Annotated in this window: 14 protein-coding genes; 11 read left to right on the plus strand and 3 right to left on the minus strand. The window is 63.3% G+C overall.

Annotation, left to right across the window (positions count from 1 at the left end; all coding sequences use genetic code 11):
• Positions 1-57: 57 nt before the first annotated feature.
• The 11 genes from J2P76_RS19955 to J2P76_RS20005 all read left to right on the plus strand — a co-directional run bounded on the left by J2P76_RS19955 (position 58) and on the right by J2P76_RS20005 (position 12,583).
• The gene (locus J2P76_RS19955) at positions 58-807 is read left to right on the plus strand and encodes a GntR family transcriptional regulator (protein WP_207409591.1); all 750 of its coding nucleotides are present in this window, start codon (positions 58-60) and stop codon (positions 805-807) included.
• On the plus strand, positions 807-1,655 hold the full coding sequence (locus J2P76_RS19960; RefSeq protein WP_207409592.1) for a sulfite exporter TauE/SafE family protein: 849 nt from the start codon (positions 807-809) through the stop codon (positions 1,653-1,655). Before J2P76_RS19955 ends, J2P76_RS19960 begins: the two co-directional genes overlap by 1 nt.
• A complete protein-coding gene (locus J2P76_RS19965) occupies positions 1,652-1,951 on the plus strand; it encodes a DUF1634 domain-containing protein (protein WP_207409593.1) in 300 nt (99 codons plus the stop codon). The genes J2P76_RS19960 and J2P76_RS19965 overlap by 4 nt, the downstream gene beginning before the upstream one ends.
• Before the next feature lie 57 nt (positions 1,952-2,008).
• Positions 2,009-3,259, plus strand: a complete 1,251-nt coding sequence (kynU, locus tag J2P76_RS19970) for a kynureninase (RefSeq protein ID WP_207409594.1) — start codon at positions 2,009-2,011, stop codon at positions 3,257-3,259.
• A gap of 175 nt (positions 3,260-3,434) precedes the next feature.
• Positions 3,435-3,995: a fimbrial protein gene (locus J2P76_RS19975; protein ID WP_207409595.1), complete on the plus strand. Its 561-nt coding sequence runs from the start codon at positions 3,435-3,437 to the stop codon at positions 3,993-3,995.
• A gap of 171 nt (positions 3,996-4,166) precedes the next feature.
• Entirely contained in the window at positions 4,167-4,706 is a 540-nt protein-coding gene (locus J2P76_RS19980; RefSeq protein WP_207409596.1) for a fimbrial protein, read from the plus strand.
• 131 nt (positions 4,707-4,837) lie between these two features.
• On the plus strand, positions 4,838-5,593 hold the full coding sequence (locus J2P76_RS19985; RefSeq protein ID WP_207409597.1) for a fimbria/pilus periplasmic chaperone: 756 nt from the start codon (positions 4,838-4,840) through the stop codon (positions 5,591-5,593).
• 148 nt (positions 5,594-5,741) lie between these two features.
• Positions 5,742-8,201 carry a fimbria/pilus outer membrane usher protein gene (locus J2P76_RS19990; protein WP_347565348.1) on the plus strand — a complete coding sequence of 820 codons (2,460 nt, stop codon included), beginning with the start codon at positions 5,742-5,744 and terminating at the stop codon, positions 8,199-8,201.
• A 5-nt stretch (positions 8,202-8,206) separates the two neighbouring features.
• Positions 8,207-9,346, plus strand: coding sequence for a fimbrial protein (locus J2P76_RS19995; protein WP_207409599.1), 1,140 nt, complete (start codon positions 8,207-8,209; stop codon positions 9,344-9,346).
• Between the two features lie 160 nt (positions 9,347-9,506).
• Positions 9,507-10,658 carry a fimbrial protein gene (locus J2P76_RS20000; RefSeq protein WP_207409600.1) on the plus strand — a complete coding sequence of 384 codons (1,152 nt, stop codon included), beginning with the start codon at positions 9,507-9,509 and terminating at the stop codon, positions 10,656-10,658.
• Positions 10,655-12,583, plus strand: coding sequence for an ATP-binding protein (locus J2P76_RS20005; RefSeq protein WP_207409601.1), 1,929 nt, complete (start codon positions 10,655-10,657; stop codon positions 12,581-12,583). The genes J2P76_RS20000 and J2P76_RS20005 overlap by 4 nt, the downstream gene beginning before the upstream one ends.
• Before the next feature lie 7 nt (positions 12,584-12,590).
• Here J2P76_RS20005 and J2P76_RS20010 read toward each other — a convergent pair whose 3' ends face one another.
• Genes J2P76_RS20010 through J2P76_RS20020 form a run of 3 tightly spaced genes read right to left on the minus strand, consistent with a single transcriptional unit; the run spans position 12,591 to position 15,861 of the window.
• On the minus strand, positions 12,591-13,280 hold the full coding sequence (locus J2P76_RS20010; RefSeq protein ID WP_207409602.1) for an Hpt domain-containing protein: 690 nt from the start codon (positions 13,278-13,280) through the stop codon (positions 12,591-12,593).
• Positions 13,281-13,325: 45 nt separating this feature from the next.
• Positions 13,326-13,952, minus strand: a complete 627-nt coding sequence (locus J2P76_RS20015; RefSeq protein WP_207409603.1) for a response regulator — start codon at positions 13,950-13,952, stop codon at positions 13,326-13,328.
• A gap of 4 nt (positions 13,953-13,956) precedes the next feature.
• Entirely contained in the window at positions 13,957-15,861 is a 1,905-nt protein-coding gene (locus tag J2P76_RS20020) for an ATP-binding protein (RefSeq protein WP_207409604.1), read from the minus strand.
• Between the last annotated feature and the right edge of the window lie 247 nt (positions 15,862-16,108).

Genomic DNA, 16,108 nt, shown 5'->3' on the forward strand with positions numbered 1-16,108 from the left:
GCCCCACGGCGCCGGGCCTCTATAGACATCATGATGTCATGATGACAAAATGCGCCCATGCCGACAGCCCCTGCCAGTTCCCTGCCCCTGTACGCCCAGGTCGAACAGACGCTAGCCGCCGAGATCACCTCGGGCGCCCTGGCGCCGGGCGACCAACTGCCGCCCGAAGCCGCGCTGGCCACGCGTTTCGGCGTCAGCCGCATCACCGTGCGCAAAGCCGTCGAAGGGCTGGTCGGCCGCGGGCTGCTGGAAATCCATCGCGGCCGGGGCACGTATGTGGCTTTACCCAAAATCCGCCAGGAACTCACCGAACTGAGCGGCTTTGTCGAAGACATGCAGGCGCTGGGCCGCATGCCCACGGCGCGCGTGCTGGACAAGCGGGTGGCCGCGGCCGACAAAGAAGTGGCCGCGCGGCTGGCGCTGTCCGCCGGCACGCGGGTGTACCGCCTGGAACGCGTGCGGCTGGCCGACGGCGTGCCGGTCTCATTCGACGAAACCTACCTGCCCTTTGATATCGGCCGCAAAGTGGTCAAGCACGATCTGCGCACCGAGCCCATCTTCACGCTGCTGGAAGAAAAATACGGATTGCCGCTGATCGAGGCCGAATACCAGCTGGAAGCGACCGCCTGCGATGCGCACGTCGCGCAAGCGCTGTCGATTGCAGCGGGCAGCCCGGTGTTTCGCATCGAACGTACGTCGTATTCGCTGGACAGCCGGCCGGTCGACTACGAACGGCTGTACTACCGGGGCGACCTGATCCGCTTCGTGACGCGCCTGGCGCGCTCGGCCAAGACACGGCGCGGCTGATGGACCCTTTATATTCACTGGGCCTGTGCCTTGCCGCGTTCGGCGCCAGCGCGCTGGGCGGCGTGCTGGGCATGGCCAGCGGCATCTTCATCGTGCCGGCCCTCACATTGTGGGCAGGCGTCGACATCCACACGGCCATCGCCGCCAGCCTGGTGTCGGTCATCGCCTGTTCGTGCGGCAGTGCCGCCCCATTCCTGAAGCATCGCCTTACCAACATCCGCCTGGCGCTGGTGCTGGAAGTGGCCACCACGCTGGGGGCCCTGATCGGCGTATTCCTGATCGGCATTGTGCCGGTGGCGTTTTTGTACGGGCTGTTTGCCGCGGTGCTGGCCCTGTCTGCCCGGCAAATGCTGGCTCGCCGCCACGATCCCGTGGGCGCCGTCGCCGACCGGCTGGCCACCCGACTGCGCCTGCACGCCAGCTACCCCGACCACAGCTCGGGCCGCGAAATCGCGTACCAGGTCAGCCGCGTGCCGATGGGCCTGTCGCTGATGGTCGGGGCCGGCCTGATCTCGGCCCTGTTGGGCATCGGCAGCGGCGTGCTGAAGATTCCCGCCATGGACACCGCGCTGCGCCTGCCCATCAAAGTCTCGTCGGCCACGTCCAACTTCATGATAGGCGTGACGGCGGCGGCCAGCGCCGGCGCGTACTTCGTGCGCGGCGCCATCGACCCGGCCATTGCAGGGCCGGTGGCGCTGGGATCGGTGGCCGGCGCCCTGCTGGGCGCGCGCCTGCTTATGGGGCTGCCGGCCGACAAACTGCGGCTGTTCTTTGTGGCCGTGCTGGCCGTGCTGGCCATACAGATGCTGGGCAGCGCGTTCGGCCTGGACTGGAGCAGCCTGATATGACGGCGCCCGCCCCCCGGCGGCACGAACAGCGCATCGCCATGCTGCTGCACTACGGCACGTGGTTTGCCTCGGCCCTGATCGGCATCGGCCTGCTGGCGCAATGGCTGTGGCAAACCCCACCCGCGGGCCTGGCCGCGGTGCAGGCCGGCATTGCCATGTTCATTGCGCTGCCCGTGCTGCGCGTGGCGCTGATGCTGGCCCTGTTCCTGCGCGAGCGCGACCGCCTGTACAGCGGGCTGGCGCTCGCGGTGCTGGCCATCATCGGCGCGGGCCTGGCGGCGGGGCTGATGGCTTGAAGGCCCCCCGAAGCGCGGCGCGCTGCTAGTATTGGCAGGCAACCAAGGAGCCCCGACATGCATACCCGCGCAGACTGCCTGCAGGCCGACCAGCAAGACCCGCTGGCGCCGCTGAAGCAGCAATTCGAACTGCCGCCCGGCGTCATCTACCTGGACGGCAATTCCCTGGGCGTGCTGCCCAAGGCCGCGGCGGCGCGCGCCGCGGCGGTTATCGGCCAGGAATGGGGCAACGGCCTGATCCGCAGCTGGAATACCGCGGGCTGGTTTGACCTGCCCGCGCGGCTGGGCGACAAGCTGGGGCAGCTGATCGGCGCCGGCCCCGGCCAGGTGGTGGTTACCGACACCACTTCGCTGAACCTGTTCAAGGCACTGGCGGCCACCCTGCGCATCCAGCAGCAGGCCGCACCGCAGCGCCGGGTGATCGTGTCCGAACGCGACAACTTTCCCACCGACCTGTACATGATCCAGGGCATGATCGACCTGCTGCAGCAGGGCTACGAACTGCGCCTGGTCGACGACGATCTGCCGCTGGCGCAGGCGCTGGACGAGTCCGTGGCCGTGCTGCTGCTGTCGCACGTCAACTACCGCACCGGCGCCATGTACGACATGGCCGCCGTCACCGCGCAGGCCCATGCCCGGGGCACGCTGGCCATCTGGGACCTGGCCCACGCCGCCGGCGCCGTGCCGGTGGACGTCACTGGCGCCAAGGCCGACTTCGCGGTGGGCTGCACGTACAAATACTTGAACGCCGGCCCCGGCGCCCCGGCCTACATCTGGGTGGCGCCGCGCCACACCGACCAGTTCTGGCAGCCTCTGTCGGGCTGGTGGGGTCACCAGCGGCCGTTCGACATGATGGCGGCCTACGAGCCGGCGGGCGGCATCCGCCGCTACCTGTGCGGCACGCAGCCCATCGTGTCGCTGTCACTGGTAGAGTGCGGCCTGGACATCAGCCTGGCCGCCGACATGAACCTGGTGCGCAAGAAATCCCTGGCCCTGGGCGACCTGTTCATCCAGCTGGTGGAAAGCCGCTGCGCCGGCCATCCGCTGACGCTGGCCACGCCGCGCGAACACGCCCGGCGCGGCAGCCACGTCAGCATCCGGCATCCGCACGGGTATGCGATCATGCAGGCGCTGATCGCACGTGGCGTCATCGGCGACTACCGTGAACCCGAAGTACTGCGCTTCGGCCTCACGCCGCTATACCTGGGTTATGCCGACGTATGGGATGCTGTTGACGTATTAAAAGACGTGCTGGACAGCGAAGTGTGGAAGCAGCCGCAATTTTCGCAACGGGGCGCGGTAACCTGACGCTGGGCGCACGGTAAGCATCGGCGGCCGGCACGGGAAAATCGGACAATTCCCGGGTTTCCTGCAGAATTTTCCTACCGACCGGCAAGGGCGCATCGACCATTATCGGCAGGCATGCAAGCAGATTTTCCTGCCAGCCGCAGGGGCATGCCATTCCACCGCCACGGAGCCGATCATGAAAACATCCCGCACTGCCTGCCTCGTCGCGGGCATCGTCGTTCTGGCCAGCACACACGCGGCCTGGGCGCAACGCGGCACCATCACGTTCACGGGCGCCGTGGTCGCCGAAAGCTGTGAAATCCGCGGCGGCCACGCTTCCATCGCGCGCAGCGTGTCCCCGGACTTCACCATCTCCCTGCCCAGCGTTGGAACCGACGCACTGACCGCACACGGCCAAACCGCGGGTTGGTCGCCATTCGCCATCACGCTGCATCGCTGCGGCAACAGGCCAGCCCTGGTGCGTACCCACTTCGAGCCCGGCCCTTTCGTGGACATGGCCACCGGCCGCCTCAGCCTGGACAGCAGCAGTTCAGCCGGCAACGTGCAAATCGCCCTGCGCGCACTGGGCAGCACCCAGCACATCCTTATCGGCGCTCCCCATGGCGGCCAAGGCGCCATGCCTGTCGTGCTGCAAGACCACATCACGCAGGTATACGAGGCCGGATACTACGCCCTGGGCCAGGTGTCGCCAGGCAGTGTGCACACCAGCGTGGAATACAACCTGGTCTACCAGTAACCCCGCCCGCTCAGCCGGCGACCGGTACTGATAAGAACTTTCCCCTGCATCCGTCAGACTTTTCCTCAGCCTTGCAGGCTCCATCATCTCTAGACTCCGTCTTGCTGCGATCGGCTTTTGATATTCCGCCAGTTCGCCAGCCATTCCAACTTATTTTTCACGGAGTCAACCATGAAACTGTCTCGCATTACCGGCCTTCTGGCGGGTGCTGGAATCCTGGCCGCCGCGCAAGTGGCGCTGGCCAGCGACGGCACTATCACTTTCAACGGTGAAATCACTGCTTCCACCTGCGACATCGTCAATTCGGGCGGCCCGGACTTCGACGTCGATCTGCCCACCGTCAGCACCAGCACGCTGGATGCATCCGGCAAGACGGCCGGCTGGACGCAGTTCGACATCGAGCTGGCCAACTGCACCGGCAGCCTCAGCAACGTCATGGCCTACTTCGAAGCCGGCCCTAACGTCGATACCGCCAGGGGCCACTTGAACAACACCATCCCGGTCGGCGCGGGCGGTGCGACCGAGGTGCAGATCGCCCTGCGCGACGCTCACGGCGCTGGAAACATCGTCATCGGCTCGCCCGGCAACCAAACCGTCGACGTAAGCGGTGGCAGCGGCGTCCTCTCTTACGAAGCCGGCTACTTCGCAACCGGTGCGGCTACGGCAGGCGCCGTCGAGTCCAGCGTCACCTACTCCCTCGTCTACCAATAAGCCCACCAGGCTTACGGTACCAACGGGCGCGCACCAAGCGCCCTGTACTTCGGCTGCCCGCGCTTCGGCGCGGCGGCCGGCTGCCCGGCCTGCCATACGCGTGGCCCGGGCCCGCACTACCGGAAATCGCCATGCGCTTTCACCGCTACCTGTCCATCATCTTTTCGGCCGCTGCGCTATCCCTGGCTGTGGCGCCGGCAATCACGCACGCGTCGGTCGTCATCGGGGCAACGCGGGTCATCTATGAAGCAGCAAGCGGCGAAAAAACCGTCCGCCTCACTAATAAAAGCCAGGCGCCCAGCCTGGTACAGGCGTGGTTGGATACCGGCGCCTCGCAGGCCGAACGCAGCACGTTGGAAGTGCCTTTTGTCGTCTCTCCTCCCATGTCGCGCATCGACCCCGGCAAAAGCCAGACGCTGCGCATCATGCATTCGGGCGAGCCCTTGCCGCCAGACCGCGAGAGCATCTTCTGGCTGAACGTGCTCGACATTCCGGCCCGCCCCAACGCGAAGAACGGAGAAAACTTCCTGCAGCTGTCGTTCCGTTCGCGCATCAAATTCTTCTTCCGGCCGGCTGGGCTAGCCGGCACCGCCATGCAGGCTCCCCAGCAGCTGACCTGGCAGCTTGCGGGCGAAGGCAACCGCGCTGTGCTGCGGGTATCGAATCCCACGCCTTACCACGTCAGCTTTGCGGCCGTCGAACTGGCGTCCGGCGAGAAAACCTTGGCAGTAAAAGACCCCGCCATGGTGGCGCCGTTTGAAACCCGCACTCTCGAATTGCCGACCACGGCAATGGCATCGACGAGCATGCGCGTGCGCTACCAGTTCATCAACGACTACGGCGGCATCAGCAGCGGTGAAGCCGCGTTGCAAGAGCCCGTGCGCTAGCGTCAAAGCGCAGCTACCAGGCAAGAGAGGCATCATGCAGGCTTCCCGCAAAAATTTGCCGTCCCCCCGCTATGCCTATCATCTGATTTCGGCATTGTTCGCTGGTGGCATCTGTGTATCCGCAGTGGCGGAGTCGGCGCCCACGCAAGTGGCCGACGTTCAGTTCAATACCGACATGCTGCGCGGATTCGGCGACGCCCCGGTGGACATCAGCCGCTTCAACCGTGGCAACTTCGCGGCCCCCGGCGACTACACCGTGCCAGTTGTGGTCAACACTAGACAAGTGGGGCGCAGCTCGGTACGCGTGCGCCAACTTTCCGGCGAAGCCCATCCGCAGCCGTGCGTCGACGCCGACTTGCTGACGGTTGCCGGCGTCAATCTGCAGCGGCTTGATGACGCCGCGCAGGCGCGGCTGCAAGAAAGCCCCTGCATGCGGCTGCCAGACCTGATCCCGGATTCGCGCGCCGACTTCGACAACGGCGAGCAACGCCTGGACCTGAGCATTCCCCAAATCTGGCTCAACCGCAGCGCCCGCGGCTATGTCGATCCAAAATACTGGAACGAAGGCATCACCGCAGGCATGGTGCGCTACAACGGCAACATATACCGATACGGCAGCCGCCACGGCGATTCGACCACGCAGGGCTACATGGGCCTGGACAGCGGCTTTAATATCGGCGCGTGGCGGTTCCGCCATCGCGGCAACCTGAATTACCGGGAATCGCTGGGCACGCACTATCAAAGCATTCAGACGTCGGTGCAGCGCTCGCTGGCGCCCATCAAGAGCCAGCTGACGGCGGGCGAGTTCTTCACCGATGGCACAGTACTTGAAAGCGTGGGCCTGCGCGGCATGCGGCTATCGAGCGACGATCGCATGTATCCCGAATCGCAGCGCGGCTACGCGCCAACGGTGCGCGGCATCGCAAGCAGCAATGCACGCGTCAGCATCCGCCAGAATGGCCTCGTCATCTACGAAACCACGGTAGCGCCGGGCGAATTCGAAATCGACGACCTGTACCCTACCGGCTTCGGCGGCGACCTGGAAGTCGTGGTAACCGAGGCCGACGGCAGCACGCACATCTCGCGAGTGCCGTTCTCGGCCCCCGTGAACGCGCTGCGGGCGGGTACTACGCGTTACAGCATGGCCGCAGGACAATACCGCAACACCATGGTCCACGAGACCCCGTACGTGCTGCAAGGCACCGTGCGCCATGGGTTCAACAACCTGGTCACGGGATACGGCGGCATTACCGCATCCGAGCACTATCTGGCCGGCGAAATCGGAACCGCGCTGAACACGGCGTGGGGCGCGTTCAGCCTGGACGCCACGTACGCCAAGGCCGAGCTGCGCGGCGAACCCGACCGCAGCGGCCAAAGCTACAGCCTGAGCTATTCGCGGCTGTTCGAACCCACCTCCACCAGCGTCACGCTGGCCGCCTACCGCTACTCCACCAGCGGCTTCCTCAGCCTGGCCGATACCATGGCCTTGCGCTCGCTCGACTCGCGCTACGCGTTGCCGCGCGGCTACGGCAACGCCAAAGGCCGCTTCCAGGCCATGCTCAGCCAGCCGCTGGGCGATCGCTGGGGCTCGCTGTACTTGTCCGGCTATAGCCAAGACTACTGGAGCCGCAGCGGGCGCGACACCGAATACCAGGCCGGCTACCGCAACTCCTTCAAGCGCCTGAACTACAGCATCAGCGCTTCGCGGCAATACAGCATGCACTCGGGCAACTGGGAAAACACCTACATGGTGAACCTCAGCCTGCCGCTAGGCAGCGGCGCCAAGGCGCCGCGCTCCAACACCACCATCCAGCACAACAGCCGTGACAACAGCACGTCCATCTACGAAACGGTCAATGGCAGCCTAGGCTCATCCGACAACCCGTTGTACTACGGTGTCAGCGCCAGCCACGCCCGGAGCAGCGGAGGCGGCGGCAATAACAATAATGTCAGCGGCAATGCCTCCTGGGTTTCGCCCTATGCGCAATTGGGCGCCAGCGCCAGCCGGTCCAGCAGTGGCAACCAAGTCAGCGCCAGCGTCTCGGGCGCGGCCGTGGCGTGGGGTGGAGGGGTAGCCCTGACGCCGACACTGGGTGATACTTTCGCCATCGTCGACGCACAAGGTGCAGCAGGCGCTCGCATCGCCAACGCGAGCGGCTTACGCGTCAATTCGCGGGGCTACGGTGTGGTGTCGAACCTGACTCCGTTCGCGCAAAATACCGTCGAAGTCGACCCCCATGGCTTGCCCTTGAACGTGCAGTTCAAGTCCACGATCCAGCATGTGGCCCCAACCGCGGGCGCCATCGTGCCTGTGAAGTTCGAGGTCGAAGCGGGCGGCCAAGCGGCCGTAATTCGCGCCAAGCTGCCAGACGGCTCGGCCCTGCCCTTCGGCGCAGAAGTGCTGGATGGCAACGGCAGCCACGTCGGCACGGTCGCGCAGGGCAGCCGCATCATCGCCAGCCGCCTGAAAGACAGCTCGGGCCGGTTAACCATCAAGTGGGGCAATGGCGCCACAGAGCAATGCGACCTGGACTATGTCATTCCTGAGGCAGCCGGCAAGCCCGCTCAGCCATTTCATCTGTTGCAAGGCACTTGCACGCGAGGATAATAGCCATGCCATTCAAAGCCTTGAGCGCTCACATCGCGTCACGCATTCTCTCACCGAAACGCCGGCACAGAGCGCTGTCATTCGCGTATATAACGGCCGTCGCCATGGGTTTACTCGTCTATAACGAAGCGATGGCGTACCAATGCAGGTTCGACAACGCCAACAAGACGGTACTGCTATCCACCCCCAGCACGGTCGAACTGATGGCAGGCGTAGTAGGTCCCACAGGCACTGTCGTTACAGGATCGTACGGTGGCCCGACCTCATATGTAAATTGCGATAAAGGCGCGGCCTCTGCATCAGGCGTCTATAGAGCGATTCCCGTATACCTCTATTTTGACTCCTTTTATAGCTATGTAGATTCAAGTACTGTAAGGCTAGGAACTTCTAATTTCGGATTGAAAATCAACGGCAGCACTAGACCGATCAAGAATGGCCCGCCTCGATTGGAAATCGGTAATATCGTATTCAACATTGGCGCCTCGAATCCCGCGCTTGAAACTGACGGCAGCGTTACCTTTTACTACAGTCCATTCATCAAAATGGAACTCGTCCGCTTAGCGATGGGAACCCCCGAAAGTGGCACCATTCAGCTCGCATCTTCATCATTGATCCTCGGCAACGTACTAGTGGGCACAGGAGCTGACGCAGAGGGACGAACTCTCACATCCGACGTATGGGGCACCCTAAAATGGCCGCTGCAAGATATTCCCGTAACGCAGGCAGGCTGCAAGGCAAATAGTCCGACGGTTCAACTAGGCACACATACCCTCGCCGGAACCAGCGTAGGCACCGCTACGCCGCCGGTAGGGTTCTCGATTTCGTTGACCGAGTGTCCGACCAACATGGCAATCTATTATCGGGTCGACCCCGCCACTGACATCGTCCCTCCTCAAAGCAATGATGGCCAGGGCTCTTCATTAATGAAGTCGGACTCTACTTCCGGCGCCAGCGGCGTAGGTGTTCAACTCTTGTACGAGAACGGCCAAAACCACCCATTGGCAACCAAGATTACCCTGACTTCCACCGGCCTCGCCACGCCAAACACCGACATCATGCTGAAGGCGCGCTATATGCAAATAGCCCCCACCGTTACGCCGGGAACCGCCAACGCTTCAGCCACCGTTACGATCACTTATCAGTAAGCGAATATAAGCTTCAAAAACGCTGCCCCGGCGGAAATTTCGCGAACATCTTCAGGAAAATTCCGCAGAAACGAAGCCGATCTAACATGTAGTATTGCATGTGACACTCACAAACGTGGTCATAGCCGAGCCACCGCATGAACATCACGCGCGACACCCTATGTCACGACCTACTTTTTCTTCCCCTTCATCCTTCTTCGCCATTGCCGCCTCGTTCTCATGGGCCAGGACGCGGCCGCTTATCCAGCGGGCCACGTTTCGCCTGCGCGCCTGGGCGCTTGCGCTGGCCGGCATCATAGCCGCGTTGCTGCTACCCGCTACGGTGTCAGCAGAACCCTGGCTGCTGCAGTGCGAGCTGACGCCCGCTCCAGGGAAATTCCGGTTCGATGTTCCAAGCTCCCTAACTATCAACCCCGCGTTGCCCGTGGGCGCAATCGTCGGCACCTATTACGCGTCTGCGGGAGTCAGCCAGTTCCAGTCAACGTGTGGCAACACAGGCTTCGTAGCCTCGCATACCAGCCACCTCGACATCTTCCTTCCCGGCCCGTCAACTGAAACCGCCAATGGGGCGATGCGCATAGCAGGCACGAATCTGGGTTTCAAATTCGTGGGGTACACAGGCGGCCCCGCTTATGAATCTGGCGGCTATGTCATCCAGAACACAAGCCTGTTCAAGCCGCTGGTATGGGTGCGCAACCAATCGACGACGCAAGATGTCTACAACAACGGCACCATGGCCCTGCAGATTGTCGTCATGGGTCCGGTCGCAAGCGGCGAGGTCATTCCCGGGGGGGTGATTGGCCGTGTCCAGGCCACTGACATAGACAACATGGGCAGCCCAGGCGCGGCTTTGAAATACTACGACATCGAGCTAAGCAACAGTATCACCTTTACTGTCCAAACCTGCACCGTTCAAAGCCGCACAGTCAATCTCGGTTCACACAATCTGGACGGCGGCCCGGGCGCCTTTACGCCCGCGACCGCATTCCCTATTCAACTGGCCAACTGCCCCACCGGCATACCCATCTTTTACCGTATAGATCCCTCCACCGGCATCGTTCCGCCGGGCGGCTCGGGCATGTATTCGGCCTTGATGATGCTGGACAGCACGTCGACCGCTGCAGGCGTGGGCATCGAGCTGCTGAACATGGACGGCTATCCACACGTCCTGGCGTACAAGCACCAACTGACCGCTGGATACGCTTCTCCAGACAACCAACTCTGGCTGCAGGCGCGCTATAGGCAGATTGTCCCCACCGTGACGCCCGGCTCGGCCAATGCGTCAGCCACAATTACGATCACCTATCAGTGAAATTGCGCCCCTGGCGCACATTTCATGCCTACATTCAGAAATTTCTGACATATTCGGCGAAAATTCCGCATTTTCGACGTAGCAGTGGCGCGTATCTTGCGCACATGCCTCGCCGTCCGAATCTTTCTCCTTTGCCGGCTCATGCGTATCCGCCGCTGCATATCGCCGGGCACACCTTGATTTTCATTCCCGCGGCAGCCGCCGCCGACGATCGGCTGGTAACTATGCTTGCCCTGCAGCCATGGCGGGCATTCATGGGCTCGCCCATGCTGCTTGCAGTCGTGGTGAGCACGCTGGCCATCGGCGCTACTCTGCTTTTGCTGGTGCGGGCTCGGCGCCAGCGGCGCGGCATGCATTCGATGAGAAGCCTGTTGTACACCTACATGACCGCGCTGGATGCCATTCCCATGCCCATCTACATGCGCAACCGCGCCCTCGAACTGACAGCCTGCAATACTGCCTATGCGCAAGCCTGCGGCCAGCCTCGCCATGTCTTGAACCTGGCGTCGATTGAAACCGCTATGCGGTGGATGGGCGCCGACACTCTGGATGCACATGAACTCGAGCGTCTTTATCGGCACACCATCAACAGCGGCCGACCAGCCGTCGAAGATCGCACCGTGCGGCTGCATGCAGGGTGGGTTACGCTACAGCACTGGACACAACCGCTGCGCGATGGCCGGGGCGATGTCATCGGCGTAATTGGCGGCTGGCTTGACGTTACAGAGCGGCAACGCGCCCTGACCGAACTCGCCCAGGCGCGCGATCGCGCCGAGGCCGCGCTTCGTGCCAAATCCACCTTCCTGGCGTCGATCAGCCACGATATTCGCACGCCCATGAATGCCATCATGGGCATGCTGGAACTGACATTGCACGGCTCGCTGGCGACGCAGGAAAGGCAGCAGCTGGAAGCCGCGTTGCAATCGGCTCGCTCGCTACTGTCGCTCATCGACGACTTGCTGGATCTGTCGAGAGTGGAAGCCGGCAAGCTCAGCCTGAGACCGACGCCGACATCATTGCGCGATGTCGCCGCCGAAATAACCGGCGTGTTCGCGCCCGTGGCCCGTAGCAAAGAGGTAGCACTGAACGTTGCCATCGCCCCCTCGGTCGCCGGCTGCCATATGGTTGATCCGCTGCGCCTGAAGCAGATTCTGAACAACCTTGTGTCCAATGCCATCCGCTTCACCGCGCACGGGCACATACACCTCGAGATCAAGGCGGCGCCGATCCGGGATGGACACCAGTGGGTGCAGTTTTCGATCACGGATACAGGCATCGGCATCGCACCCGAGGCGCTACCCGTACTGTTCCAACCATTCATGCAGATGGGCGCATCGGCCGCGAACGGTGGCGTGGGCCTGGGCCTGCCTATTTGCAAGCGGCTGGTGGACGCCATGGACGGCGATATACGGATCAGCAGCCAGCTCGACCAGGGCACCCGCGCCATCGTACGCCTGCGGCTGCCCGTCAATGCCATGCAGGAAACCGCAACGTCCGCGAAGCCTGGCGCGCACACACCGATTCTGGTGGTGGATGACCACGCATCCAATCGCATTCTGCTCAAGCGCCAACTGCAAAAACTGGGCCACCATGATGTCGTATGCACCGAAAACGGCTTGCAAGCGCTGGAAGCCATAGAAAGGCAGGTATTCAAGCTGGCTATCTGTGATTGTTCCATGCCGCAGATGAATGGCATGGAATTCGTGCAAACCTTGCGTTCTCGCCCCGGCATCAATGCCGACATACCGGTACTGGGCTATACGGCCGGCGCTGAGGACGACAACGTACAAGATGCGATCGCCGCGGGCATGAATGCCGTGTTGCTCAAGCCGGTAAGCCTGGCCGAACTGCGAGTGGCGCTACAGACCCATCTGCCGATGACGCCGCGGGCCGAAGCTTCCGTGCCCGGCGGTGCGATCGCCTAGTACCCGGTCAGGCTGGCCTGGCCGCCAAGACAGCCAGCGTCTGGGACAGGCGCTCCACCGCCGGCACGTACAATGCCGCCAGGGCCAGCACCGCATCATCGTGATTCTGCCGGGCATGCGTTTCGACGCTCTGGCTGAGGGCGACCAGCGAGGCTGCGCCCACCAGATGGGCCGTGCCTCTGATGCGGTGCGCGCTGGCGCGCGCATCGGCCCAGTATCGCAAGTCACAGGCTTGACAAAAGTCGCGAAGGTCGGACTGGTTTGTGTCGAGCAGGCTGGCGATCAGTTCCGCCATGATGTCCGGGTCGCCGTCCACCAATTGGCCGATGTGCAGCCCGATTTCCGGCTCGGTGGGCAATGGCAGCATGAAGCCTGCGTCGGCCAGTATGGTCGCCAGCTTAATTTCGTCTGCAGGGTCTGCCAGGTGCCGATACGCGGGCGGTAGCTCGCCAGGCACGGAGTCGCAAATCAGCACGGTAGCGCCGGACAGGCCCGCCTGTTCCAGGTAAGCGGAATCGGGCGCAGCCGTACGGCCGTCCAATTGAATAACAGCCACGCGGTAGCCCGCACCGAAGAATGACGCGGCCAAGGGCCAGGGCGCCTCGTGCACAGACAAGCCCAGCCTGAGCAGGCTGTCGGCCAGGCCGTTTTGCGCAGCCCAGCCCGGACTCGAAGACAGGATCACGGCGTTTTGCATGGTGGACGGAAGAGGGGGTTCGACCGGCAATGGGTCAGGGCGTAGTCAGTGCACAATTTGGTGCTTGCGTGCCAAATCAACCAGCTCGACCAGCGAACCAACTTCCAGCTTGGCCATGAGACGGGTTTTATAGGTGCTGACGGTTTTGTTGCTGATGAATAGCGCATCTCCGATGTCCTTGTTAGACATGCCGCGTGCCAGCATTTGCATGACAATGATCTCTTTGTCGGACAGTCGTTCGATTTTTCTTGCGCTATCTGCGTCAGCGTTCCCGGCGGGAGCCTTGGCAATGTCGGGAAAAATGGTGTATCCGGCCAGCACAGCCTCGATGGCGCGCACGATTTCGGGCAGTTCCTGCACCTTGCTGATGTAGCCTTGCGCGCCGGCCGCCTTTACCCGCGGCGCGAAAACGACGGGATCTTGCGCGGAGATCACCAGAATGCGGATGTCGGGCTTGATGAGCCTGATGCGGGGAATGGCTTCAAGGCCATTGATCTTGGGTAGATCGATGTCCAGGATGACCAGGCCGGGCTCATGCTGGCGCACGGCCTGCACGGCGTCCTGGCCATTGCCGGCCTCGATGATCTGCGACACGCCCAGCATCTGGGACAGTTGCTGCCTGAGTATCAGCCGCAACGAGGGGTGGTCGTCGACGATGAGTACGCTGGTCACGGTTTCAGTTGATCCATTTATTAATGCATTTTTGAAGGTCGGTGAAAGCGACGGGCTTGGCAAGGTAGTCGTCCATGCCGCTGGCGCGGCAGCGCTGCATCTGCTGAGTGCTGCAGTCGGCCGTAACGCCCACGATGGGCAGGCGCGGCCGCAGCGCCTGCGCTTCCTGCTGACGCACGCGCCGCGCAAGTTCGCAGCCGTCGATGCCGGGCATCTGGCAATCGGTGAACAGCATGGCGTAGTCGTGCTGGTGCAGGGCTTCGAGCGCCTGCTCCGCATCGGCCGCGGTGTCGCAATTCAGGCCAGCCCGAAGCATCAGTTGGCCCAAGATGATGCGGTAAGGTTCGTGGTCGTCCACGGCCAGGACGCGTACGGTTTGGGCGCCTGGAGCGGCGCGGCGCGCTGCAGTGCGGGCGGCTGGCCGCGCCGCTCTGCCGGAGTCGATGTCGGAGTCGATATCGATGTCGGCCTTGGCGCTCGCGCCGGTGCCGGTGTCGGCGTTGATCCTGGCGTCGCCGTCGATAGTGCCGGTGATCGCGTCGGCGGTGGCGGTACCACGCGCCACGGGCAGCGGCAAGCGCACCTGAAAAGCGCTGCCTTGCCCTGGCGCGCTGTGCAACAGACTGATGGACCCGCCCAGCAGGCCGGCCAACCTGTGGCAAATGGCCAAGCCAAGGCCGCTGCCGCCGTATCGCCGCGCGGTGGAAACATCGGCCTGGGTGAACGACTGGAACAGCTGGTTGTGTACCGACTCGGGAATGCCGATGCCTGTGTCAGCGACCGTAAGCGCGATGTGCGGCACGTCGGGCGAAGCGGACGCCTGCGCATCGGTGCGCGGAGCCACATCTAGCGCACCATCTTGCCCACCATGTTGCCCGTCATCTTGCGTGCCGGTGCGCGGCGCGGCTTCGAGACGGGCGCTCACGTGGATGCCGCCCTGCTCGGTGAACTTGACGGCGTTGCCCACCAGGTTCAGCACGATTTGCTGAATGCGGGTGGGGTCGCCCGTTAGCGTTTGGGCCACGCCCGGCGCGACGTCGAGCGTCAGCGCGATGCCTTTGCGGCGCGCCTGCAGTTCGAATACACGCAGCACCTGGCCGAGCACGTCGCGCAGATCGAAGGGCACGGCTTCGGGTTCCGTGTAGCCAGATTCGAGGCGCGAAAAATCGAGAATGTCGCCGATGATTTCCATCAGCAGGCGGGCGGCGTCGTCGGCAAGCTGGTAGTGCTGGCGCTGTTCGGCTTGCAGGCCGGTTTCACGCATGAGGTCGAGCGCGCCGATGATGGTGGCCAGCGGCGTGCGGATTTCGTGGCTCATGGCCGCCAGGAAGCGGGCCTTTGCCTCGGCGCTGGCTTCCGCGTCGTGCTTGGCCTGGGCCAAGATCCGCGCCTGTTCGTGCTCGGGCGTGGTGTCGGCCCAGTAGCCGGCCCAGATCACGGATCGATCGGGCCGGCGGTCGGGCATGCCGGTGCCCAGCCGCACCCAGCCCGTCCCGCTTGAGCGCCGCACTTGCAGATCGGCACGAATGGGGCGCGATTCGGCCAGCGAACGGGCGATGGACTGTTCAAGCGTGGCGCGGTCGGCGTCGGGCAGGCGACGCAGCCAGTTGTCAGCATCGGCGATGATGTGTTCGGCCGGGCAGCCGATAAAGCGCTCGGTGCGGCCCATTACATGGAAGAAGCTGCGCTGCCCGCGCGTGTCCTGGCGCATGAGGAACAGCGCGACCCGGCCGGTGTCGGTGATGCTTTCGATGGCGCGGCGGGTGTATTGTTCGCGCGACTGCAGGGTGTCGCGCTCGTGCCGCAAATGGTGGCGGTCGAGAAACAAAAAGGCCACCGTACCCATTGCAATGGGCGCAAAGAGCAACAGGGCGGCGACCCAGGCCGCTTCGGGATGGGTGGCTGACATGGAAGCCTCGGCCCGATGGAAATGATCCCACGCTAGATAGCGTACATCCGGACGAGTATTGAGCAAACGATTTCGTAGGGATTCAGGTGGAAAGCGCAAGCGCGGAAGGCCAGGCGGATTGCCGCGCTGGCGGGCTTGCTGGGCCTGCAGGCCAGGCATCGGGCGCAACGCGGCGGGTGGAATGACGAACAAAGAGCCGAGCAGCGCGGCTACGAGATGCTTAACCTGTTGATTTTGATGAAATAAT

This window comes from Bordetella petrii, from assembly GCF_017356245.1.
GTDB lineage: Bacteria > Pseudomonadota > Gammaproteobacteria > Burkholderiales > Burkholderiaceae_B > Bordetella_A > Bordetella_A petrii_D.

Coding starts and splice junctions, on each gene's coding strand:
- J2P76_RS20000 (WP_207409600.1), top strand. CDS start 9,507: ATGTCACGACCTACTTTTTCTTCCCCTTCATCCTTCTTCGCCATTGCC.
- J2P76_RS19975 (WP_207409595.1), top strand. CDS start 3,435: ATGAAAACATCCCGCACTGCCTGCCTCGTCGCGGGCATCGTCGTTCTG.
- J2P76_RS19960 (WP_207409592.1), top strand. CDS start 807: ATGGACCCTTTATATTCACTGGGCCTGTGCCTTGCCGCGTTCGGCGCC.
- kynU (WP_207409594.1), top strand. CDS start 2,009: ATGCATACCCGCGCAGACTGCCTGCAGGCCGACCAGCAAGACCCGCTG.
- J2P76_RS19965 (WP_207409593.1), top strand. CDS start 1,652: ATGACGGCGCCCGCCCCCCGGCGGCACGAACAGCGCATCGCCATGCTG.
- J2P76_RS19980 (WP_207409596.1), top strand. CDS start 4,167: ATGAAACTGTCTCGCATTACCGGCCTTCTGGCGGGTGCTGGAATCCTG.
- J2P76_RS19995 (WP_207409599.1), top strand. CDS start 8,207: ATGCCATTCAAAGCCTTGAGCGCTCACATCGCGTCACGCATTCTCTCA.
- J2P76_RS20020 (WP_207409604.1), bottom strand. CDS start 15,861: ATGTCAGCCACCCATCCCGAAGCGGCCTGGGTCGCCGCCCTGTTGCTC.
- J2P76_RS20010 (WP_207409602.1), bottom strand. CDS start 13,280: ATGCAAAACGCCGTGATCCTGTCTTCGAGTCCGGGCTGGGCTGCGCAA.
- J2P76_RS19985 (WP_207409597.1), top strand. CDS start 4,838: ATGCGCTTTCACCGCTACCTGTCCATCATCTTTTCGGCCGCTGCGCTA.
- J2P76_RS19955 (WP_207409591.1), top strand. CDS start 58: ATGCCGACAGCCCCTGCCAGTTCCCTGCCCCTGTACGCCCAGGTCGAA.